The organism is Rhodococcus sp. NPDC058639, assembly GCF_042717545.1.
Classification (GTDB): domain Bacteria; phylum Actinomycetota; class Actinomycetes; order Mycobacteriales; family Mycobacteriaceae; genus Rhodococcus.
The window spans coordinates 69,224-92,037 of the sequence record NZ_JBHXRF010000006.1 but is presented as its reverse complement, the minus strand read 5'-3'; the positions used below and the strand labels follow the sequence as shown (position 1 = coordinate 92,037).

Here is a 22,814-nt window from a genome sequence, read left to right as displayed (position 1 = left end):
AGTAAGTTCTCGGGCATGGCAACTTACCTGGTCACGGGTGGAACAGGATTTCTCGGTCGGCAGGTCCTCGCCCGGCTGCTCGCCACCCGGCCCGACGCCGAAGTGCATGTGCTGGTGCGGCGGGGCTCCGTCGCCAAGTTCGAAGCGCTCGCCGACTCGCTGCCCGGTGGCGCGCGATTGCACGCCCTGGTCGGAGACCTGACGGCGAGCGACCTCGGTCTCGAACCGGAGACGATCCCACAGGCCGATCACATCCTGCACCTCGGCGCGATCTACGACCTGACCGCCGGTGACGAGCAGGCCGCCACCAATGTCGACGGCACCCACGCCGTGATCGCGCTGGCACGGCAACTCGACGCGACCCTGCATCATGTCTCGTCGATCGCGATCGCCGGCGACCACCGCGGGACCTTCACCGAGAACGACTTCGACCTCGGGCAGCACTTCCCGACGCCGTACCACCGCACCAAGTTCGAGGCCGAGAAGGCGGTGCGCCATAGCGACATCCGCTGGCGCACGTACCGCCCGTCCGCGATCGTCGGCGATTCCGTCACCGGTGCCATCGACAAGATCGACGGTCCGTACTTCTTCTTCCCCGCGCTGGCACGACTCGGAGCGCTGCCCTCCGGGTTGCCCCTCGTCGTACCCGATCTGGGCGACACCAACTTGGTGCCGGTGGACTATGTCGCCGCTGCGATCGTCGAACTCGTGCACCGCCCGCACCTCGACGGCCGGGTCTTCCACCTCGTCGCTCCCCGGCCACAACCGCTGCGAGAAGTATTCGCCGCGTTCGCTTCCGCAGCGGGAGCCCCGCTTCCGGTCGCCACCGTTCCCGGCGGTTTCGTGCGCACGCTCCTGTCGTCGACCGCTCTGCCCGGTCTCGATGCCGCCCGCCGTTTCGCACTGAACCGTCTCGGCATCCCACCGGTGATGCTCGACCATCTCGCACTCCCGACCGTGTTCGACGACACGCGAACCCGGGAAGTGTTGCGCGACAGCGGTATCACAGTTCCGGATCTCTCGACGTATGCACCGGCGCTCTGGCGGTACTGGGCCGAGAATCTGGATCCGAACCGCGCGCGACGCGGTGACGGGCCCGGACCGCTTGCCGACCGGAATGTAGTCATCACCGGCGCCTCCTCGGGGATCGGACGAGCCGCCGCACTCGCAGTCGCGCAGGAGGGGGCGCGGGTGATTCTCCTGGCTCGCCGCGAAGAGGAACTCGACGCCGTCGTGGCGCAGATCCGTGCCGGAGGCGGGCGGGGCCACGCCTACCCCTGCGATCTCACCGACCCCGACTCCGTCGAACTCACCGTCACGACCATCCTCACCGACCACGGGCACGTCGACATGCTCGTCAACAATGCCGGTCGATCGATCCGGCGCGGGCTGTACGACTCGACGGACCGAATGCATGATTTCGAGCGAACCATGGCGGTCAACTATTTCGGCGCCGTGCGTCTGGTGCTCGCGCTCCTTCCGCAGATGCGCCGGCGGCGCTTCGGACACATCGTGAACATCACCAGCGCGGGTGTGCCCGCCCGCACCCCACGGTTCGCGGCCTACCTGGCCTCCAAATCAGCCCTCGAAGCATTCGCGGAGGTCGCCGCGGGAGAAACCCTGAGCGACGGAATCACCTTCACCACCGTCCGGATGCCGCTCGTGCGCACACCGATGATCACACCGACCGACGAGTACACCGACGCACCGGCGGCGAGCCCGGAGACCGCGGCGGCGATGATCGTGCGTGCTCTCGTCGAGCGGCCCACTCGCATCGACGTCCCGGTGGGCACGCTCGCCGAGTTCGGCAGCCTGTTCGCACCGTCGACCGCCAATCGCGTCCGGTCCCGGCTCCACCACACATCGCCGGATTCCGGTGTGGCGCGAGGCGAAACCGAGCATCGTCGGGGGAAGCCGCCGATTCTTTTCAGCGTGCTTCCGGCCATGACCGGAGGCACGGCCTTGCGCCGTATCGGACGACTCGTTCCAGGCGTGCACTGGTAGGCGTTCCGAAACAACCGTGTTCGCGCCCTCGGCTGCATATGCGGTCACCCGCGGTCGAGTGCTCCGACCGGTGTCACCCTGGTGGCCACCACCGGATACACCGGCTTGGGTGCGGCTCCACAGCTCGCAGGCCGCGGCGGCAGGTCACGTTTCTCGACGTCCACCCGCCAGGCCCGCCCGTCACCGTGATGCACGACCGGCACCGTGCCGTCATCGACGGTGAACTCGTCGAGGTGGTCGGTGCCGGTGAGCGTGCGCACCGCGATCTCTGCCACCTGCCCCGGCGCGTCCCACGTGCTGCGTCCACGAAGGCCCGGGAGGTATACCCGGCCGGCTGTCGCGGCGCGCACTGCGTCTGCGCTCTGTGCGGCATCGAGGCGGCCGTAGGTATAGCCGGTGGGCAGGAGAATCATCGACGGGGCGAAGCGATGCCCTCCGGTGTGGGAGCACTCCCACACCGCGTCACCGAATTCGGCGGCGAGCGCCGCAGCGACCGGGCGGCCCAGCACCGCGCAGCATTGATCCCGCTTGCCGTGGGCGCAGACGAGCACGACCGGTTCGCCGACCGGAGTGCCGAGGCCGGGGGAAGGCCCGGCCACCACCTGCGGCACGATGTCGAGCAGTTCTGCCGGGTGTGTGATCTCGAGGCGCTCGCACCACGTAGCGCCCGGTTCGGTGCGTGCGAGCAGAACCGTCCGGGTCGTACGCACCACGTCGCGGCCTGGCCGGCGGATGAACATGAACCGGACCCCCGCCGCATCTGCGCGAGCCGAGAGCTCGGCAGCGAGTCCCGCGCCGAGTGCCGTGCCGTCGAGAACGTCCCGCCCCCAGCCCGAGGGAAACTCCAGGCACACGTACCCGAGCGCCGTTGCGGCGGTGCCGGGCAACGGCTCGTCGAGAGCGGACAGCGCGGAGCAGGTTGTCGCAGCGATCGTCACCGGTTCATTGTCGCCGCTCGGCTCACTCATGGAATCGGCGCCCTGGCGAGTTTCCCCGGTCAGCGTCGGTTTCCTCGTACCCGCCGCAGTCCGGCTCTCCCCCACACCCGCAGGAAACCTTGCGTCAGGTAGCCCAAGCAACCGAGCGCCAGCACCCATTTGGTCAGGCTGATCGTCGTCGCGGCGCGAACGGTGGTGTCGTCGATGCGACTGCGATGGTCGAGCAGGTACAGCCCGGCAATGTTCTCTGCGTAATCCCCGGCCGCAGCGATCACAGGCGCGGCAGCGAGAAGCCTGCGCGTTCGGGGTGTCAACGGGCGGTGGTGGTCGAGGGCACGGGCGCCGTCCCGGAGCGCGATGGCGAACGTCAACGGATGCACCATGTCCCAGTAGTAGTGCTGCCGGTACCGACTGATCTCGTCCGGACCCAGGTTGTCGAGGATCTTCCGATACTTGTCCGCCGAGAAGGTGGCCTGAATCGTGCCGACGGTAAGTGCGGTGGGGCCGAGGACGCGGCCCATGTTTGCCTGGGACGCCAGGAACAACAGCGACGATCCGATGAGCCGACGATCCGATTCGGTCAGTGCCATGTCCATGATGGTAGCGCCCACTTCCCCGGTGTCGGATTTGTGCGTTATGGTGTCCGCGCTACCGAACGTCTGGGGGGACGATGGCGGATACGATCAGGGCCGATATCGACGAATTATTCTCTTTGTCAACGACTTTCCAAGGAATTGCAGGTCGTATCGCCCGTATCGACACCCGTGCGATCTCGGCGGGGTCCGCCGAGGGATTCCCGGGCGGTGCTGCGATCGTCGAGGCACTCGCAGCAGTCGAGTCCGCGTCGCGACGCTCGGTCTCACTCCTCGCCGACCATGCCTGGTCGACGTCCGACACCATCGACCGGGTCGCCGCGGACTACGAGAACACCGACGAGTACTTCGCCGCCGGATTGGCGCGGGCAGTTCCCGAGTGATCCCCACGATCACCGATGTCCGCAACTGGAAGCCCGCCGTCCTCCACGACAGAGCACAAGCCGTCGACAGGGTTGTCGCACACCTCGACGACGAGCGTGGCGCTCTGACGGACACCGCACGCACGCTGTGGCAGTCCTGGCAAGGACATGCAGCAGACGCGGCGGAGAAACACCTGGACAGGGAACGTCGCTCCGTCGTGGCCGCCGTCGAGCATCTGCGACACGTCGGGGACCAACTCCGCCGCGCCGATACCGCGCTCACCTGGTCGGTTCTGGCGGTGCGCAATGCGATCGCGAACGCCGAACGGGCAGGTTTCACTGTCGACGACAGCGGCGTGAAACCCGGCCGCCACGCGGACGACTCGGCCGCTGCAACCTCGGCCGCTGCAACCTCGGCCGCGGCCGCCGAGCACGCCGAGGCGATCCGACGCGCACTGGCCACCCTCGGAGAATTGGACGATCACTACGCAAACATCCTCCGAGGGGTTGTTGCGGATCTCGCCGCGAGCACTCCGAAACCTGCGCCGCTCTCCCCCGACGAGGCGGTCCGCGACCGGGCCATCTTCGACGACGGAAAACTCGACGGCGACGAGGTCGGGCGATTGCTGGCCAACCTGACCGCTGCCGGCCTCGACACGAACTCCCTCGCCGATCTTGCGGCGGGCAGACAGGTCACACACCTGCCCGCCGGGGCCATCCGATACCTCGAAGAGTTGTATCACCGGGGTGGAGTCGAACAATTTCTTCTCTTGCAGAACGCGCTCGACGAGGACGGCAGCCCACAGGCTGTTGCGGCGGGGCGGGCGCTGAGCGCGGGAATCCTCACCCTGTCGAACGAGAGCATCGTCGACGACGACGGACACAGCGGCGCCTGGGACAGGCTTCCGCCGGACGTACGCGCCCTCGTGCAGTTGAATCCGGCCGACTCCGCACCGGCGACTCTCGACGACTACCTGCGCTCGCTCTCGCCGTTCGAGCGATCCCGACTCGAAGCCGATCCAGGCGCGGCCGCCCGCGCGCACGCCGAGATGCTGCGCGATCCGGGTAACCACTACGCCCAGCGCCTCGGCGTCCAAAACGAGTTCTGGGGACGCGTAGCCGACTCCGACGGTATCCCCGGCACTCGGCTCGGAGTCGAACTCGTCGAATCCGCAGCGACACAGGTGGGCCTCTCCGACTCCACGGGCCGTTCGGCGATCGCCTCCGCGTCGTACGCCTTCCCGAACGGACTCGGCGAAGCCATGCTCGACGTCGGCACCCGGAACAACGAAACCAACGCGCGCATCCTCACCGGCGACCTCGACGGCGACGGCAGTCCCGAGACTCGACGCGACGCCGTCCTCACGCCGTTGTTCGTCCACGAGTGGAACGACGACGGCGCGTCGCTCGGCCGGTTGACATCATGGATGACGGAGGAGAGCCTCACCGTGCACGGCGAGACCGGCTCGCTCGACACGGAGCGCCGCGACCGCGCGGATCGAGCGGCTCTCGGACTGGCGCAATACCTTTCGCACGGCGAGAACTACTCACGTTTCATGGACATGAGGGGGCCCGACACCTCGAACCTCGGCGAGGTGAATCCTGCGCTGCTGCATGCGACAAGCCAGGGCCTCGTCGGGTACATCCCCCATCTCGCAGGCATCGACACCGACAGCCGCGAGTGGGGTTACCGTGCAGCAGAATCCAGTGACGCCGGCGACAAGCGTTTCGCCCATGCGCAGCGTGTGTTCGCCCTCATGTCGACGGGAACCGACGCGAACACCACTTTCATGGGAGGTGCCCTCGCGTTCCACGAGACCTACGATCGCGTGTTCGTCCGCAGCCTCCTCGAGCCCGACAAGTGGGGTGAGATATCCCCCGACACGGCGGCCGCCGGAAATGCGGCCCACATCCAGGCTCTGGTCGACACCGGTATCTACGGCGCGGCCGTCGAACAGTCGCGCGACCAGGAGAACATCGCGAACACGGTTGCCGAACGCCGCAACCAGGCTTACGACACCGGCTACACCATGATGCGCAACGCGGTCGCGTCGTTCGTTCCCGCCAACTTCACGGTCGGCATGACCATGGACATGCTCAACCCGAGTGTTCGCGACACCTTCACGATTCCGGAATCACCGGCGGGAAATTTCGCGTTCACCATGAACGAGGCGCAGCTGACTGCGGAAAACGATGTCCGGATCGCACGCTTGCTGCTCGGCACTAACTGGGAACCCGAGAGCCCAAGCGGGATCAGCGCTCTGACCGACGCAGGCATATTGGCGGACGACGGCAGGCTCTCGACTAATCCTGATCCGCTCTCGACGCGAAGCTCTCAGAAGGTGCACACGCTCATTGGATACGCCGTGGAGAACGAGTTCGGATCTGACTATCTCAATCGTTACACCGACGAATACCAGCGGAGCTACCACGACGTCGCTCCCACCGTTCACTTCACTTCGAACTGAGACGATGCGCCAAACAACAGCGATACTCGCCGCGGCCTTCCTAACACTCTCGGCGGGGTGCGGCACGCCGACAGAACACATCGACAACGCGCGTGTTGCCGAACCAACACCCCACGAGTGGGTCGCTATCGACGACGTTTCCGTCCGCTGGACCGCAGTTCCGGGCATCGAGCTGGACGCCCCCGAACTCCTCGTTGCACGGGCGTTCGGAGAATCCGAACTGTTCTACGAAATCACCGGCCGGCTCGAATCGACCTATGAAGGATTCGCCGAGGCAGTGCCATATCTTCTCAACAACGGCGGACGCACCTACCCTCGCATCGGGACGGTGAACAATCACGTCTTCGAGGTGCGTCCACTCCCCGATAGATTCGGACGCCCGTCGTATCGCGTGGCCTATTGCACCGACGAAACCGATACAGCCGTACCCACAGGTGACGCGTGGAAAACGAGCAGCTACGCACTCAGCCATCCCCGCGTTCTCGCCATCACCCGCACCGGTTGGAATGCTCCGGCTCCTCAGGTGAATACCGCGGTCCGTACGTCCCATCCATCCTGGAATGTCTTCGAGGGCTGGGAGATACGTCTCGGAACGAGTGTGGGGAATGACTTCTTCTCTCTCAGCAAACCCGAGGATCAAGCACTGAATGACTACTGCATCCTGGACCATCCGACAAGCAATGGAAGGTTCCCCCGCGAGCATCCTCTCGAGGCTCCTCCCGTTGCCCAGCCTTCCGTCCCCGGATGGCCCCAGCGCGTCGATGGTCCCTGACAAGCAAAGCCCACAACGCGGCACCACCAGTGATTTCACCTCTTCGAACTGAGACGATGCGTCAGACAACAGGAATACTCGCCGCGACCATGCTGATTCTCTCGGTAGGGTGCGGCACGCCCACAAAACATGTCGACAGCGCGCCTGTGGCCGAAACACCACCCTACGAATGGGTCCCTATCGAGGACATCTCGATCCGTTGGACCGCAGTTCCGGGCGTGGACCTGGACTCCCCTGAAGTCCTGGTGGCACGGGCTTTCGGAGATTCTGAACTGTTCTACGAAATCACCGGCCAGTACGAATCGGCGTATGAAGGCTTTCCCGAGGCAGCTCCCTATCTCGACAACGGTGGACGCACCTACCCTCGCACCGGGACGGTGAACAATCACGTCTTCGAGGTGCGTCCACTCCCCGATAGATTCGGACGCCCGTCGTATCGCGTCGCCTATTGCACCGACGAAACCGACACAGCCATACCCACAGGTGACGCGTGGAAAGCGAACGGCGCGAGCAATCGATATACCTACATCCTCGCCATTACCCGCACGGGATGGAATACCCCAGTCCCTCGTGTGGACCGCGCGGTCCGCACTCGACATCCGTCGTGGAATGTCTTCGAGGGCTGGGAGATACGCCTCAGAACGCGTTGGGAAAATGACTTCTTCTCCGGTTACGATCCCGAAGATCGCGCGCTTCTCGACTACTGCGATGACGAGCATCCGCCCAGCAACGGAAATTTCCGCTACGGCGATATTCTCGACGCTCCCCCCGCTGTCCAACCTTCCGTTCCCGGATGGCCTCAGCGCGTCGGTGGTCCGTGAAACGGATTGCGGGATCAGATGTCGTAATCCACAACGACCGGTGCGTGGTCACTCATCCGTCGATCCTCCGCGGGTTCCCGGTCGGTGCCCGCAGCGACGGCGGTTCGAGCCAGGCCCGGGGTCGCAAGGTGGTAGTCGATCCGCCATCCGACATCGCGCGTGAACGATCCGGGGATCCACGACCACCACGAGTATGGGCCGTCGACACCCGGGTAGTGCCGACGGACGACGTCGACGAGGGTGCGCGGCGAGAGCAACGAATCAAGCCATTCACGCTCCTCGGGGAGGAATCCCTCGGCCTGATTGCTGCGCCGCCAGTTCCGGACGTCGTACCGCGTGTGTGCGATGTTGAGGTCGCCCATCAACAGCAGTTCTCTGCCCTGCGCGCGGGCCGCGCGGCGCGACCGCCCCAGTTGCCGTGCGAATGCGTCGAGAAAACGCATCTTGCGTGCGTACCGGACCCCGCCGTCCGGTTCGTCCCGCATGCGGCCCGGCTTCTGCAGGTGCGCCGGGACGCCACCTTTCGGCAGATACAGCGACGCGACAGTGATCGGCGCATCCGCGAGATCGACCTCGATGTAGCGACCTTCGTCCGCGAATTCTTTCAGTCCGCGCGCCAACGGCACTCGCTCGAGGGTGATCAGGTCGCTGTGATCTTCACCGGGCGTCCGCACCAGTGCCGTACCGCTCCACGTGCGCACCGCAGCGGGAGGATGCATCGTCAGGATCCCCACACCGTTGCGGCCCGGGAGTACACCCTCTTCGTAACTGAAGTGGTACTTGCCGAACACTCCGGGCGGAACCGCCGCAGCAGGAGCACGCACCTCTTGCAGTGCGACCACGTCGGGCTGGCGCTCGAGGAGCCACTCTTCGAATCCACGTCGCTGCGCCGCACGGATTCCGTTGATATTGAAGGTCGCGATACGCACGGAGTACCAGTGTAGGGACCGAAGGTCAGTCCATGAGGAACGGCAGGACCGCGGCCGCGAAATCTCCGGCGCGATCGCGATGGATGCTGTGACCGCACCCGATCTCCCGCACCGTTCCGTCCGGTAGCGACGACAGCGCCGCAGCGAGCAGCTTCGGGTCGACCATACTGCCGCGGCGGACGCCACGCAGCAACAGGGTCGAAGATCGGATGTGTGAAAGTTGTTCCCACCACGAAGGATTCGGGGTGTGGAACTGGCTCACCACCGTCTCGGTCATCGACCGATCGAAAGTGAAGACGGCGCGGGGATTGAGGATCATGCTGCTGGTCGCATGCCACAGTTCGGCGGGCGTCGGACGGCCGGCGGGAATCTGCGGAACCGGATCACCCGCTCTCAAGGGCAGCGGGGCTTCCTCGAGTACCAGGCGCCGGATGAGCTCCGGGTGCCGCTGTGCGATCAACGAGCCGGTATGTCCTCCGAGTGAGTGGCCGACCAGGTCGATCGTGTCGAATCCGAGATGGGTGCACAAGCCCGCGACATCGGCGGCGAAATCGTCGAACCGGTACGACTCGGCGCGACCGCTACGGCCGTGGCCCCGCAGGTCGACGGCAACGACACGCCTCCCCGCCTTTGCCAGAACCCGAGAGAAACGCGCCCACGTGCGACCGTCACCGCCGAGTCCGTGCACCAGCACGACCGGCACCGGGTGCGCGCGACCGGACGGCGCGGCCTCGCGGTACGAAACCACGACACCGTTCGGTTCGGCCGTACGCACGAGACTGTCCACGACCGCCGAGCCTACTCAGTCGTAGACGCCCTCGACCCGCCAGCCGTCCGCGCCGTAGAGGACGAGCAGCGCACGAGAGCCGTCGAGGAGCACCTGGAGCCGGGCGACGTGCCGAGCCGACGCCGGATCCCACCAGTACTCGTCCACCGGCCACGGGCCCGCCCATCCCATCACCGTCCAGCTGCGACTTCCCCATTGCAACCGGGCCGGCCGCCCGTCGAGCACACCCCGCTCCGTGACGGTCACCGGCGCACCGGACTCGTCGTCCAGGACCACGACGGGCGGTTCGTGCAGGACCATGGCGGGAGCGGGCGGGGGAAGCCGGCCGGGCCAGGGAGCGCTCGGATCGGACGCCGGAACCGCTTCGTCCCCCACGGGCACGAGGACGACGCGCTCACCCGGTCCGCGACCACCGCTGAGCACCCCCACCTGCACCGCATCGCCGCCGAGAAGCCCCTGGACGCGGACCAGCGCTCGTCGGGCCCGTTCGTCCTCGTCTCCTACCCCACCCCACAATCCCAATTGCAACGCACCCGACGCCACCACTTCCACCGGTTCCAGACGCAGCATCACGATCCCCGCGGTGGGGCGGGAAACGCTGCGGCCGGTGAGCCATCCGTCGAGTTGCCAGCGCACCCGATCGGCGGTTCCGTCCGGAGTCAGCGGTTCGGCGCAGCGCCAGGTACGGGAGTGCTCCTCGCCGTTCCCGGTGCGAGCGGCGACAAGCAATCGCGTGCACGCCACCCCCGCCGCGGCAAGGCGGTCATGCAGTAGCCCGGCCAGCGTGCGACCGGCGAACGCGGCCGCGTCCACCCGATCGATCGGCGGATCGCACGGATATTCCACCACCAGGTCGGGAGGGATCGCCCGGCCCGACGGCGGGCGTTCCGGCACGCCTCGCGCACTCCGGTGCGCGGCGACCGCATCGGAACCGAACCTGGAGGCCACCTCGGCCGGGGTCAATGCGGCGAACGTTCCGATCGTGCGCATCCCCAGCCGACGCAGCAGGTCCACCGTTTCCGTACGCTCGGGAGCTGCCAGTGACGGTTCCACCGCCAGTTCCGAAATGGGTAGGGGCGCCAGGAATCCGGCACCGGTACCGACGGGAACGAGGGTGCCGCGCCGGGCTGCGAGCACCGCGGTGGAGAGCTCGTCGGCGATGCCGACCTGGCACTCGACTCCGACTGCGGCAACGGCGTCGACCAGGCTTTCCGCTGCCGCCTCCTCCGAGCCGAACCATCGGACGACACCGCGGGCAGCCAGCACCACCAGACCGGGGCGCAGCACCTCCACCCCCGGGGCGGCCGCATCGATCGCGGACACCACCGACTCGAACCGGATTGCATCACGGTCGGGGTCCGACTGTGCCACATACAGTTCCGGGCATCGTGCTTGTGCTTCCCGACGGCGCAGGCCGCGTCGTACCCCCGCGGCGCGTGCGGTAGCAGAACATGCAATCACCCGATTGGCAGCGACCACCGCGATCGGGGTGGTCGCGGGTAGTTCTGCGGACGCCGCGGCCGCCACCGCCGGCCAGTCCGGGCACCACACCGCCACCACCCGAGCCGGAGCTTCCGCGGGCACGTTCATTGCGCCACCCGCCCGGCACCGCCACCGATGCGACGGGGTTCGCCGGGCTCCCACAGCACTCTGCTGCGTTCGGCGCACACATCGATCTGGGTGGTGCGCGGAGGAAACGCCCGCCCGTGCGCCCGTACCGACAGCCGCGTTCCGCACAGCCTCCCGAGGCCGGGCCCGTCCACTCCGTCATAGCCACTGACCTGTGCCTCGAGCCGGACCTGTGCTCCCTCCCACCGCCCGTCGGTGACGATCAGGACAGCCCCTTTGCTCCGGGCCCTGGCCACGACAGCACGTGCCCGGGTCGGCGGGACGGAGGCACCGCCCAGTCCGAGGACGACGAGATCCATCCCATCGAGAAGCACCGCCGCGACCTCGACGGGGTCGGGCCCGGGATCCGGAACCATCGCGAGGCGTTGCAGATGCGCCCCCATTTCTGCCGCAGCGAGCAACCCCAGCCGCCGCTGACCGATCACCGCGGCGTGTCCGCCGGAGGAGGTCACAGATGCCAGCACCCCCAGCAACAGTGAGGCCGCACCGGAAACCGAGACGACGGTGCCGCGGACGAGACCACCGTGCGGCAGCAACTCGGCGAGCGGCCCGGGTACCGGAAGTACTCCACGGGACGGGACCTCGGCAGGCTCCGCCACCGGGGTCGGTCGGGAGACCTCACCCCGCGAGGGGACGGCGGCGATCCGTCGTCGCAACGCCTCTATCTGTTGCGCGCGCTCCAGGCCCGCTTCTTCGTCACCGATCGGAAATTCGGCTACCTCGCCCACTATGCACCCCTGTCATCCGCCTGCCGCGTTGCACACGACCGGCCGACCACGGGGAAGACGTGGCCCAGCGCGAATTCGTATTCGAACATTCATTCGAACCATTTCAGTAGACCCGATGCGCTCGCTCGCCGTCAAGTGAGCGACCGGCCACACCTCGCAGTCTCGCCTCCGGCGTCCCCGACCCCATCGATTACCCTTGGCAAGGTGGTCGATCAGGACAGAGCAGGACGAGTCGTCGGCCCGGACCACTTGGTGGCCGGGCGGTATCGACTCGATTCCAAGCTCGGCGGCGGCGGCATGGGAGCCGTCTGGCTCGCCCACGACACCAGACTCGGCCGCAATGTGGCTGTCAAGCAGGTGATCTCCACCGCCGACCTCGACCACGCCGAAGCCGAGGAGATCCGCCGCCGGGCACTACGCGAAGGCCGGGTCGCGGCCCAGCTCACGCACGAACACGCCATCTCCATGTACGACGTGGCTCTGCATTACGGTGAGCCCTGGCTCGTCATGGAGCATCTGCCCTCTCGGAGCCTGGCGCAGGTGATGAATGCTGTCGACACGCTGCCGCCGTACATCGTGGCCCAGATCGGGGCGAACGTCGCCGACGCTCTCACGGCCGCACACGCAGCCGGTATCGTTCACCGCGACGTCAAGCCCGGCAACATCCTGATCGCCGAGCGGGGCGAGATCTCCGGCGTCGTGAAGATCAGCGACTTCGGCATCGCGCGGGTCAAGGGCGACAACGACCCGGCGGGCGTGATCATCGGAACGCCCGCATATTTTGCCCCCGAGGTCGCACGAGGCAACGACCCGACCGAAGCCAGTGACGTCTTCTCACTCGGCGCGACTCTCTACACCGCCATCGAGGGGCAGCCGCCGTTCGGTTTCGAGGCCGACTCGATCGCTCTGCTGCACCGGGTTGCTCGCGCCGAGATCATCATGCCCACGAACACGGGCCCCCTCACCGACATCCTCCTGTCGATGCTCGAGCCGGACCCTGCCCGTCGGCCGACGATGGCCCAGGCACGCGACCTGCTCGCCGCGGTGACGCTCGGTCCCGGAGGCACGGCCGCACAACTCCGCGGACGTCCCATCCTGTCGGAGGACGGGACCGTTCCCTCCTGGGCGCAGCGCGCCACCCCTCTCGCGGAGCCTCTCCGCGGTCGCGGGTCGTTCGTCGACCGGCCACTCGGCGAGATACCGCCCGGGCACAAGACACAGGGACCGTCGTCGAGCAAGCGAAATTCGCACCCTTCGGGTCTGCTGGACCGCCTCCTTCCGAACGGCCCGGTATCCGACTCACTGCAGGACAAGGTCGTCGCCTACGCACCGCTCGCGATGGCAGCCATGGTCGCGCTGCTGGTCGCAGCGCTCGTGGCAGCCCTCGTCATCAGCTTTCTCGTGAACTGACACCTCCCGATCCGCACGGGCCGCATCTGCGGTCCGAATTCGGCCGACAGTGTCGGATGTGTATGTGACGATCCGGCTCCCACCGAACAGCCAGAGGGAGCAGACCATGAGCACTCCACCAGCGGATCCGACGATGACAGCAATTACCGACGCCGTGACTCTGGCTCGCGCGGGACGCACCTCCGACGCTCGTGTTTCGCTCGAAGAACTGTGGGCCGAGATCGGCCCCGGAGGCGACCCGCTCCATCGCTGTACCCTCGCCCACTATCTGGCCGACCTGTACGACGACGCGGCAGCCTCACTGGAATGGGACATCAGGGCACTGGCCGCCGCCGACGATATGGACGATCGACGCGTCCGAGAACACCACGAGTCCCTCCGCATCCGCGGCTTCTACCCGTCTCTACATCTCAACCTCGCCGACGACTACCGGCGCCTCGGCGACTTCGACTCTGCTGCCGGTCATCTCGCGGCCGCCCGGGAATACGCCGATGCACTCGCCGACGACGGCTACGGAGCGGGGGTCCTCGGCGGAATCGACAACGTGGCCGCAGCGATCGCCGCGAGGAATACGGAACGCCTGGCGACACACTGAGGGCCGGTCAGTCGATGCGGCGCCGGTGTGCCCATCGCGTCAGCGCATTGCGATTGGACTGCTGGGTCTTGCGAAGCACGTTCGACGCGTGGGTTTCGACCGTCTTCACCGAGATCACCAATTCTTCGGCGATCTCGCGGTAGGTGTAACCGCGGGCGAGCAACCGCAGCACTTCGAGTTCCCGCGGGGTCAGGGAATCCAATTCGGGATCGAGCGGGGGTTCCGGCGCGGACGACCTGCCGGTGAACGAGTCGAGCACGAAACCCGCAAGCCGTGGGCTGAATACCGCGTCCCCGCCTGCCACCCGGCGTACCGCGTCGGCGAGGTCGGGTCCCGAGATGGTCTTGGTGACGTATCCGCGCGCGCCGGCGCGGATGACGGCGATGACATCTTCGGCTGCGTCCGACACGCTCAGCGCGAGACACACCGGACCGTCGGTGATGCGGTTGAGCACGGCAACTCCACCACCGTCGGGCATGTGCACGTCGAGAAGAACGACGTCGGGCCGCGAAGCGGCGATACCCGCCACGGCCTCACCGACACCGCCGGCTTCCCCGACGATCTCCATGTCGAACTCGCGCCCCAACTCGGTGCGGACACCCGACCGGAACACCGCGTGGTCGTCGACCAGGAAGACGCGGAAACGGCGGACCTGCTCGGAAACCTCGGACGCTGTCACCGGGGTCGAAATCACTGCGTCTGCTCCTCGGGGTGGGGGTCGGGCACCTCCCACTCTAAGGTCGTCTCCTCACTCTGCTCGCGTCCGGCGCGCGGCATGTGGATGCGGATTTCGGTGCCTTTGCCCGGATTCGACTTCACGACCGTCCGTCCGCCGCGGCGTTCGATACGAGTCCGGATCGAACGGGCAAGTCCCTGGCGATCTTCGGGCACCGAATCGGGATCGAATCCCACGCCGCGGTCGCGGACGAACACACTGATCTGGTCGGGTTCGACTTCCGCGAACAGATCGACGTTGTCCACCTGCGCGTGCTTGGCAGCGTTGACGAGTGCTTCACGCGTGGCGCCGAGAACGGCAGTGACGGCTTCGGGTGACATGTCGTCGTCCGGTGCCACGTCGCCGACGATGACGGGCACGACCGACACTCCGTGCTGATCCTCGACCTCGCCCGCGATCGTCCGCAGTGCTTCTGCGAGGGAGGTTCGCGGCGACTCGTCCCCACCGAACAGCCAGCGCCGTAGTTCGCGTTCCTGACTGCGCGCGAGCCGAAGGACTTCCTGCTGATCGGCAGCCTGCTTCTGGATGAGGGCGAGGGTCTGCAATACCGAATCGTGCAGGTGCGACGCGATTTCTTCGCGCTCCTCGTTCCGGACGCGCGCAGCCCGCTCGGATTCGAGCGCCCGCCACATCCGGATCCACAGCGGCACGGAGAGCAACGCGGCACCGATCAGGGTGACCACGACCGCCAGGAGCGACGACCGCAGTGCCGCCACGTCGACCTGGGCGAGGACGATCACTCCCAGTCCCGTCACCACCAGCGTGAGACCACCGAGGACGCGGGCCCACGTGAGCACCGTCGGTCGGGCCGGCAGACCGAAGACGGACCTCGGTCCTTCCGCGTCGAATTCTCGCCACACGAGGGCCGCACCCACCGCGACCACCAGGACCGGGGTGATGACCGAGGCCGCTCCCCCGCTGAAAAGCCACGACAGGCCGACAGCGAGGGCAATTCCCATGACCGCCAGCCCCACCGCGCGGCGACGCTCCCCCGGCTCGGGACGGGCACTGTCCGATCCCGGCGGCACGAACATCCACAACATTCCGTATGCGACGATGCCGACGCCGCCGAGAGCGGCCAGGACCGTGAACGCGACCCGCACCTTCGTGACGTCGATTCCGAGGTGATCTGCCAGTCCACCGGCGACGCCGCCCACGACACGTCCGCCCACCCGTCGCTCGAGGCGCGGGACGGGGAGGGGTGATCCGGCTACAGGCTGCACATATCGATACTGACACGGTTGCACCCTCTACGGCATCGGGGACGGACCCTGATGTCGGACTCTTCCGCGGCGCCGGAAATCAGGGTTTCTCCCCGATGTGCCCGATGCTGCTTCACGACAGGATGGTGGCATGACCACGAGGAGCTTCCCCGAGCAACTGTCGGATATGTGGCGCACCCGCCCGGTGCGCCTGCCGGAACAGGGACATGTCGCCGGTGTGTGCACGGGGATCGGAATGCGCTACGGCGTCGACCCGGTGCTCATCCGTGTCGCCTTCACCGTATCGGCGATCTTCGGTGGCGCCGGAATCGTGCTGTACCTGGCAGCGTGGGTGTTGTTCACGCGCCGCGGCGATCAGGTGTCGCCACTCGAATCCCTGATGGGACGAGGGAACAGTTCGGATTCGTCCACCAAGGTGATCGTCATCCTGGTGGCCCTCGCGATCGCGGCGAGCGCTGTAGGCCCGGTCGGAGCCGGCTTCGGAGGTTCCGGATTCATCGGTACGTTCCTGATGCTCGGCGGCTGGTGGTTGCTCTACCAGCGCCAACCGGAACCTCCGGCGGGATTCCCCCTTCCGGAAGGAGGATTCACGGCAGACCCGTCCGCATCTCCGGAGCAGCCCTTCCAGCAGGGCATCTTCTCGCACGGAATGTTCATGCACCAGATGTTCACGCGGAACGCGTTCACGCAGACGGCCACCTCGACGCCGCCCCCCAGCGGACCGGCCCCCGGCGACCCCGGCTATCTGACAGGCACGCCGGAGTCGACGGCCGGCACGACGCAGGAGGGAACCACGCCGATGAGCATGCCGTCCGGCACCCCGAACCTTCGCAAGGAACCGGACCCCGGAGCGCCGACGAAGGACTCCTCGCCGGCTGCGTCGGGCCCGCCGGCATGGGATCCCCTCGGCGTCGCGCCGTTCGCGTGGGATCTTCCCGAACCGGCACCTGCCCGTGATCTCGTTCCCACCGGAAAGAGGCGCTCGCGGCTGACCACTACCGTTCTCGGACTTGCGGTGCTCGCTGCGGCAGCCGCGGGAGCGGTCGCCGTGGCCGGCGATGTCGCGTGGATGACACCGGCCAGGGTCGGCGCGATCGCACTCGCCGTCATCGGCGCCGGCATGCTCGTGGGTGCGTTCCTGCACCGCGGCCACGGTCTGCTGGTCGTCACCGGGCCGTTGCTCGGTTTCGTGGTGCTGGCCTCGATCGTCGGTCCGATGGATCATTCGAATTGGGGGGATCGCGACTGGGCACCGACCTCGGCGGCAGAACTCCAGCCCGCCTACGCGTCCCATTTCGGTCAGATGAACCTGGATTTGCGGAACCTCGAGCTCACCGAGGACTACACGGTCGCGGTCGACGGCAGCTTCGGGAACGTCGAGGTGCTCCTGCCCGAGAACCTCGATGTCCGCACGACGTGTTCGGTCGACGCCGGCAAGATCACGCAATGCCCCGAGCCCGGCCTCGACGGAGGGCGTGACGGCGAGAAGGGGCCGGTCCTGACCTTGGACGCGGCTGTCGACTTCGGAAACCTGGAGGTGCGTCGTGGCTGAGTACGACACCGCATTCGATACCGGATCCGCGCAGGAAGGACAGCCCCGGCCCGGCCGGCGCGGCCCCTCGATCCTGCTTCTGATCTCCGGCGTCGTCGCGCTCCTGGTCAGCGCGTGGGCACTCGTCGGACCGTTCTCCGTGGATTTCCTCGCCACGTTCGACGGGGGATGGATTCTGGTCGGGGTAGCCGTCGTCATCGGGGCCGTGCTGGTGTTCCTCCCGAACAGGCGCTCCAAGTAGACGCGACACCGGCGGCTCCACCGGTCTCAGGCCTGGGCGCGGGAGGAGTCGTCCGGGTCGGAGTGCCGGCGAGTCAGGCGCAGACGCGCGATACGGCGACCGTCGAGTTCGGTGACGGTCAGCCGGTTCCCGTCGAGAGCGAGGCTCTCGCCCACCTGCGGCAGATGCTCCAGTCGGTACAGGACATAGCCGGCGACCGTGTCGTACGGGCCTTCGGGTAGCGCGATACCGGTCTGCCGAGCGAAGTCCTCGACGTGCAGCAATCCGTCGATGTCTTCGCGCAGCGCGCGGAGGTGTCCCGTGCCCGAGGTGTCTGTACCCGGCGCACCGTCGACGGGATCGAACTCGTCACCGATCTCGCCGACGATCTCCTCCACGATGTCCTCGACCGTGACGATGCCTGCGGTGCCGCCGTATTCGTCGACGACCAAGGCTATCTGCGCATTGCCCCGTCGCATCACCGTCAGAGCGGCAAGTGCCGGCTTCGATCCCGGCAACGCCACGATGGGCCGACACAGGTCGGCGACCGTGCCGTCGGGCCGATCGATCAGCAGCAGATCGCGCAGATGCACGAACCCGACCACATGATCGGCAGTGTCGGCGATGACGGGGTATCTCGTATGGCCCAGTCCGAGCGCGAGGGCGCGAGCGTCGGGAATCGTGGTGTCGGCGCGCAGGAAATCGACCTCCGTTCGTGGCCGCATCACCTCCCCCAGGTTCCGGGAGCCTACGTCGAACACCTCGGTGAACACGCTGCGTTCGTCTTCGGAAAGCGCCTCGAGACCGACGAGCATGTCGCGCAGTTCCTCGTGCGTGATCTGCTCGTTCTTGAGTGACGGGTCGGAACCGAGAAGGCGCACCAGCGCATCGGTCGAGACCGAGAGCAGCCAGATGACCGGCCGCATGACGGTGGCGAACCGGTCGAGGGCCGGTGCCGTGGCCAGCGCCATCCCCGTAGACCGCTGCAACGCGATGCGTTTGGGTACCAGTTCGCCGAGAACCAGTGACAGGTAGGCGATCACCAGGGTGGTGCCGATCAGGGCGACAGCATCGGCTGCCGCGGGCCCGAGACCCCATCCCCGCAGTGTCGGTGCGAGATCGGGTGCGAGGGTCGACGCTCCGAAGGCGGCGGAGAAGAACCCGGCAACCGTGACGCCGATCTGGACGGCCGACAGAAATCGGTTCGGATCACGCGCGAGTGCGGCGGTGCGGCGACCCCGTCCCCCGCGACGCGCCAACTCCCGAATCTGGCTCTCACGCAACGACACCAGAGCCATCTCGGTAGCGGCGAACACCCCGCCCACGAGAACGAAGACCAGCACCGCCCCCACGTTGACGAGCGTGCCGCCCGTCACGCCGGTGACCCGGTGCCGGTGCGGCGGGACTGAGAGCTCAGGCCGTGGTCCATGTTCCGCGCTCCTCGCCGGTGACCTCTCAGTCTAGGCGGAGGGGACGGCGTCCCGAAGCAGGTCGAGGGTCCTCGACCTGCCCGCGGCGTCCTACGAGTTCGGGGAACTCACTCCCATTCGATGGTTCCCGGCGGCTTGCTCGTCACGTCGAGCACGACGCGGTTCACCTCGGCTACCTCGTTCGTGATGCGCGTGGAGATGCGCTCGAGGGTCTCGTACGGCAGTCGCGTCCAGTCTGCGGTCATGGCGTCTTCGCTCGAGACCGGGCGCAGGACAATGGGGTGGCCGTAGGTGCGGCCGTCACCCTGCACGCCCACGCTCCGCACGTCGGCGAGCAGCACGACCGGGCACTGCCAGATCTGGCCGTCGAGCCCGGCAGAGGTGAGTTCCTCGCGCGCGATGGAGTCGGCACGACGAAGAATTTCGAGTCGCTCGCGGGTGACCTCACCGATGATGCGGATACCGAGGCCCGGGCCGGGGAACGGCTGGCGGCCGACGATCTCCTCGGGCAGTCCGAGCTGACGTCCCACCGCGCGCACTTCGTCCTTGAACAGCAGGCGCAGCGGTTCGACGAGTGCGAACTGGAGATCTTCCGGGAGGCCACCGACGTTGTGGTGGCTCTTGATGTTGGCAGTACCGGAGCCGCCGCCCGACTCGACCACGTCGGGATACAGCGTGCCCTGCACGAGGAACTCGACGGTCTCGCCCTTCTCGGCGCCCTCGCCGAGCACCTCGGACACCGCGCCTTCGAAACTGCGGATGAATTCGCGGCCGATGATCTTGCGCTTGGTCTCGGGGTCGGTGACACCGGAGAGCTCCCGGAGGAAGGTCTCCGACGCGTCCACGGTGACGAGCCGGGCGCCGGTGGCGGCGACGAAGTCCTTCTCCACCTGCTGACGCTCACCCTCCCGCATCAGACCGTGGTCGACGAAAACACAGGTCAGGCGGTCACCGATCGCGCGCTGCACGAGCGCCGCCGCGACTGCCGAGTCCACGCCGCCGGACAGCCCGCAGATCGCGCGTCCGTCACCGACCTGTGCGCGAACCTGCTCGATGAGGGATTCGGCGATATTGGCTGCCGTCCAGCTGCCGGGAATGCCCGCGATGTCGTGCAGGAAGCGGCTCAGGACCTGCTGACCGTGCGGTGAGTGCAGGACCTCGGGGTGGTACTGGACGCCGGCAAGTCGCCGGGCGCGATCCTCGAAGGCTGCGACCGGGGCACCGGCGCTCGTCGCGGTGACCTCGAAGCCCTCGGGGGCGACGGTGACGCCGTCACCATGGCTCATCCATACCGGTTGCGTCGCGGGCAGACCGTCGTGCAGAACGCCGCCGGAGACCTCGAGCTCGGTCCGGCCGTACTCACGGGCACCGGTGTGCCCGACGGTGCCGCCGAGGGCCTGGGCCATCGCCTGGAAGCCGTAGCAGATGCCGAACACCGGGACGCCGAGATCGAAGAGCTTCGGGTCGAGTGTGGGTGCGCCGTCTTCGTAGACGCTGGAGGGACCACCGGAGAGCACCACTGCGAGCGGATTCTTCGCTGCGATCTCGTCTACGGCGGTGGTGTGAGGCACGACCTCCGAGTACACGTTCGCCTCACGGACGCGCCGTGCGATCAGCTGCGCGTACTGGGCTCCGAAGTCGACGACGAGGACCGGCCTGGACTGCTGGGTTTGCGACACCAGAACAGTCTAAGCGGCCGCGCCGGGTGCCCCCGACGCGGCCGGACCGGTGGAAGATCAGGCAGCCCCCGCCGAACCTGTGATCCCGACGATGGGCAGGTGGAGCGCCCCGGGGGCACCCTCGGGGACCACGGGGTTCTTCGGTGCGATCGGCTGCAGCCTGCGGTAGGCCTCGCCCTGGGCAGGGCGCTGGTCCTGCTCACCCTTGTTCGGCCAGAGTGCCGCGGCACGTTCGGCCTGCGCTGCGATGGTGAGCGACGGGTTCACCCCGAGGTTCGCCGACACTGCAGATCCGTCCGCGACGCTGAGGGTGGGATAGCCGTGCACCCGCTGGTACGGGTCGATCACGCCGTGCTCGGGATCCGTTCCGATGACTGCCCCGCCGAGGAAGTGTGCGGTGAGCGGAATGTTGAAGATCTCACCCCACGTGCCCCCGGCAACTCCGTCGATCTTCTCCGCGATGCGGCGGGTCGCCTCGTTTCCGGCAGGAATCCAGGTGGGGTTGGGCTGCCCGTGGCCCTGCTTGCTGGTGACCTTCCGGCTGCCGAAAAGCCCCTTCTTCGTGTAGGTCGTGATCGAGTTGTCGAGGTTCTGCATGACGAGCGCGATGATCGTCCGCTCGCTCCAGTTCCGCACCGACAACATCCGCAGCATCTTGCGCGGATTCTTCGCCACCTGACCCAGGAACTTCATCCAGCGCGGGGTGGGCCCGTCACCGTCGGTCATCAGAGTCTGCAGCAACCCCATCGCGTTCGAGCCCTTGCCGTAACGCACGGGCTCGATGTGGGTGTCGGGCGTGGGATGGAACGACGACGTGATCGCGACCCCCTGCGTGATGTCCAGGTCGGGATGTACCTCGTACATGCCCGCTCCGACGATCGATTCGGAGTTGGTGCGGGTCAGTTCGCCCACGCGATCGGACAGCGCGGGCAGCGCACCGGTGTCCTTGAGATGGTGCAGCAGGTGCTGGGTGCCCCACGTACCGGCAGCGAGCACGACGTGCGAGGCCGTGTAGGTACGGCGGCCCTTGCGCACCCACGCACCGGTGCGTTCGGTGATCACGTCCCACGTGCCGTCGCCGGCCTCACGGAGATCGGTGACGGTGGTCAGCGGAATGATCTCGGCTCCTGCGCTTTCCGCGAGCCCGAGATAGTTCTTGACGAGGGTGTTCTTCGCGCCGTGACGGCAACCCGTCATGCACTCGCCACATTCGATGCAGCCGGCGCGATCGGGTCCGGCGCCACCGAAGTACGGGTCGGGCACGGTGCGCCCCGCTTCACCGAAGTACACCCCCACCGGAGTCTGGACGAACGTCTCACCGACGCCCATCTCGTCCGCGACCTCCTTGACGATCTTGTCCGCCGCGGTCATCCGGGTGTACTGCACGACACCGAGCATCCGCTGTGCCTGCTCGTAGAACGGGCTCAGCTCGTCGTGCCAATCGGTGATGCCGGCCCACTGCGCGTCCTCGAAGAACGGCGCGGGCGGCTTGTACAAGGTGTTCGCGTAGTTGAGCGATCCGCCGCCCACCCCGGCGCCCGCGAGAATCAGGCAGTCACGCAGCAAGTGGACGCGCTGGATACCGAAGCACCCGAGCTTGGGTGCCCACAGGAACCGCCGGAGGTCCCAGCTGGTCTTCGCGAAGTCGGCGTCGGCGAAACGACGTCCCGCTTCGAGGATTCCGACCTTGTAGCCCTTCTCGACCAGGCGGAGCGCGGTGACGCTTCCACCGAACCCGGATCCGACGATGAGAACGTCGTAGTCCGTAACCCGTTGCTGACCCATGGCACCTCCACCGAACGGCATTTGTTACCGGTCAGTATGCACACCGAGGGTGTGATTACCGGCACGAGGCAACCCTAACCGTTACCGGGAGTTGCACCAAGACCCCGAACGGCGAATACGGCTGTGGCCGAATGCCGCCCTCACGCCGCCGAA

The 22,814-nt window shown here is 67.1% G+C and carries 20 protein-coding genes; 9 read left to right on the top strand and 11 right to left on the bottom strand.

What is annotated here, in order from left to right; genetic code table 11:
- Positions 1–15: 15 nt before the first annotated feature.
- A complete protein-coding gene (locus ACFWU2_RS13205) occupies positions 16–2,004 on the top strand; it encodes an SDR family oxidoreductase (protein ID WP_378606497.1) in 1,989 nt (662 codons plus the stop codon).
- Positions 2,005–2,048: 44 nt separating this feature from the next.
- Here the strand turns inward: ACFWU2_RS13205 and ACFWU2_RS13200 are convergent, their stop codons facing one another.
- Both ACFWU2_RS13200 and ACFWU2_RS13195 read right to left on the bottom strand, forming a co-directional pair.
- Positions 2,049–2,972, bottom strand: coding sequence for a sucrase ferredoxin (locus ACFWU2_RS13200; protein ID WP_378606494.1), 924 nt, complete (start codon positions 2,970–2,972; stop codon positions 2,049–2,051).
- A 29-nt stretch (positions 2,973–3,001) separates the two neighbouring features.
- Positions 3,002–3,532, bottom strand: coding sequence for a hypothetical protein (locus tag ACFWU2_RS13195; RefSeq protein ID WP_378606491.1), 531 nt, complete (start codon positions 3,530–3,532; stop codon positions 3,002–3,004).
- Positions 3,533–3,654: 122 nt separating this feature from the next.
- Between ACFWU2_RS13195 and ACFWU2_RS13190 the strand changes: the two genes are divergently transcribed.
- The 4 genes from ACFWU2_RS13190 (at position 3,655) to ACFWU2_RS13175 (ending at position 7,958) form a co-directional block, all read left to right on the top strand.
- Positions 3,655–3,918: a hypothetical protein gene (locus ACFWU2_RS13190; RefSeq protein WP_378606488.1), complete on the top strand. Its 264-nt coding sequence runs from the start codon at positions 3,655–3,657 to the stop codon at positions 3,916–3,918.
- Positions 3,915–6,365, top strand: coding sequence for a hypothetical protein (locus ACFWU2_RS13185; RefSeq protein ID WP_378606485.1), 2,451 nt, complete (start codon positions 3,915–3,917; stop codon positions 6,363–6,365). The genes ACFWU2_RS13190 and ACFWU2_RS13185 overlap by 4 nt, the downstream gene beginning before the upstream one ends.
- 4 nt (positions 6,366–6,369) lie before the next feature.
- On the top strand, positions 6,370–7,137 hold the full coding sequence (locus ACFWU2_RS13180) for a hypothetical protein (protein ID WP_378606482.1): 768 nt from the start codon (positions 6,370–6,372) through the stop codon (positions 7,135–7,137).
- An 89-nt stretch (positions 7,138–7,226) separates the two neighbouring features.
- Positions 7,227–7,958 (top strand): hypothetical protein, encoded by a 732-nt coding sequence (locus ACFWU2_RS13175; protein ID WP_378606479.1) that lies wholly within the window; start codon positions 7,227–7,229, stop codon positions 7,956–7,958.
- A 14-nt stretch (positions 7,959–7,972) separates the two neighbouring features.
- On the opposite strand, the gene ACFWU2_RS13170 is transcribed toward ACFWU2_RS13175, so the two are convergent.
- From ACFWU2_RS13170 to ACFWU2_RS13155, 4 genes are read right to left on the bottom strand one after another with little or no spacing between them, the layout of a single operon-like run.
- Positions 7,973–8,887, bottom strand: a complete 915-nt coding sequence (locus tag ACFWU2_RS13170) for an exodeoxyribonuclease III (RefSeq protein ID WP_378606476.1) — start codon at positions 8,885–8,887, stop codon at positions 7,973–7,975.
- 25 nt (positions 8,888–8,912) lie between these two features.
- A complete protein-coding gene (locus ACFWU2_RS13165) occupies positions 8,913–9,674 on the bottom strand; it encodes an alpha/beta fold hydrolase (protein ID WP_378606474.1) in 762 nt (253 codons plus the stop codon).
- Between the two features lie 15 nt (positions 9,675–9,689).
- Positions 9,690–11,264, bottom strand: coding sequence for a DNA polymerase Y family protein (locus ACFWU2_RS13160; RefSeq protein ID WP_378606471.1), 1,575 nt, complete (start codon positions 11,262–11,264; stop codon positions 9,690–9,692).
- Complete coding sequence (locus ACFWU2_RS13155; RefSeq protein ID WP_378606469.1) at positions 11,261–12,031, bottom strand: hypothetical protein; 771 nt, start codon at positions 12,029–12,031, stop codon at positions 11,261–11,263. The genes ACFWU2_RS13160 and ACFWU2_RS13155 overlap by 4 nt, the downstream gene beginning before the upstream one ends.
- A 204-nt stretch (positions 12,032–12,235) precedes the next feature.
- Between ACFWU2_RS13155 and ACFWU2_RS13150 the strand changes: the two genes are divergently transcribed.
- Together ACFWU2_RS13150 and ACFWU2_RS13145 are read left to right on the top strand one after the other, a co-directional pair.
- Positions 12,236–13,441, top strand: a complete 1,206-nt coding sequence (locus ACFWU2_RS13150; RefSeq protein ID WP_378606466.1) for a serine/threonine-protein kinase — start codon at positions 12,236–12,238, stop codon at positions 13,439–13,441.
- A gap of 106 nt (positions 13,442–13,547) precedes the next feature.
- Positions 13,548–14,036, top strand: a complete 489-nt coding sequence (locus tag ACFWU2_RS13145) for a hypothetical protein (RefSeq protein WP_378606463.1) — start codon at positions 13,548–13,550, stop codon at positions 14,034–14,036.
- A 7-nt stretch (positions 14,037–14,043) separates the two neighbouring features.
- Here the strand turns inward: ACFWU2_RS13145 and ACFWU2_RS13140 are convergent, their stop codons facing one another.
- Positions 14,044–14,730: a response regulator gene (locus ACFWU2_RS13140; RefSeq protein WP_378606460.1), complete on the bottom strand. Its 687-nt coding sequence runs from the start codon at positions 14,728–14,730 to the stop codon at positions 14,044–14,046.
- Positions 14,727–15,995, bottom strand: a complete 1,269-nt coding sequence (locus ACFWU2_RS13135) for a PspC domain-containing protein (RefSeq protein WP_378606457.1) — start codon at positions 15,993–15,995, stop codon at positions 14,727–14,729. The genes ACFWU2_RS13140 and ACFWU2_RS13135 overlap by 4 nt, the downstream gene beginning before the upstream one ends.
- A 130-nt stretch (positions 15,996–16,125) precedes the next feature.
- On the opposite strand from ACFWU2_RS13135, the gene ACFWU2_RS13130 reads away from it, so the two are divergent.
- Together ACFWU2_RS13130 and ACFWU2_RS13125 are read left to right on the top strand one after the other, a co-directional pair.
- A complete protein-coding gene (locus tag ACFWU2_RS13130) occupies positions 16,126–17,547 on the top strand; it encodes a PspC domain-containing protein (RefSeq protein ID WP_378606455.1) in 1,422 nt (473 codons plus the stop codon).
- A complete protein-coding gene (locus ACFWU2_RS13125) occupies positions 17,540–17,788 on the top strand; it encodes a hypothetical protein (protein ID WP_378606452.1) in 249 nt (82 codons plus the stop codon). Before ACFWU2_RS13130 ends, ACFWU2_RS13125 begins: the two co-directional genes overlap by 8 nt.
- A gap of 26 nt (positions 17,789–17,814) precedes the next feature.
- Here ACFWU2_RS13125 and ACFWU2_RS13120 read toward each other — a convergent pair whose 3' ends face one another.
- The 3 genes from ACFWU2_RS13120 to ACFWU2_RS13110 form a co-directional block, all read right to left on the bottom strand.
- Positions 17,815–19,143, bottom strand: coding sequence for a hemolysin family protein (locus ACFWU2_RS13120; RefSeq protein WP_378606449.1), 1,329 nt, complete (start codon positions 19,141–19,143; stop codon positions 17,815–17,817).
- A 161-nt stretch (positions 19,144–19,304) separates the two neighbouring features.
- The gene (gene guaA / locus ACFWU2_RS13115; RefSeq protein WP_378606446.1) at positions 19,305–20,876 is read right to left on the bottom strand and encodes a glutamine-hydrolyzing GMP synthase; all 1,572 of its coding nucleotides are present in this window, start codon (positions 20,874–20,876) and stop codon (positions 19,305–19,307) included.
- Positions 20,877–20,933: 57 nt separating this feature from the next.
- Complete coding sequence (locus ACFWU2_RS13110) at positions 20,934–22,661, bottom strand: GMC oxidoreductase (RefSeq protein ID WP_378606443.1); 1,728 nt, start codon at positions 22,659–22,661, stop codon at positions 20,934–20,936.
- Positions 22,662–22,814: the final 153 nt, after the last annotated feature.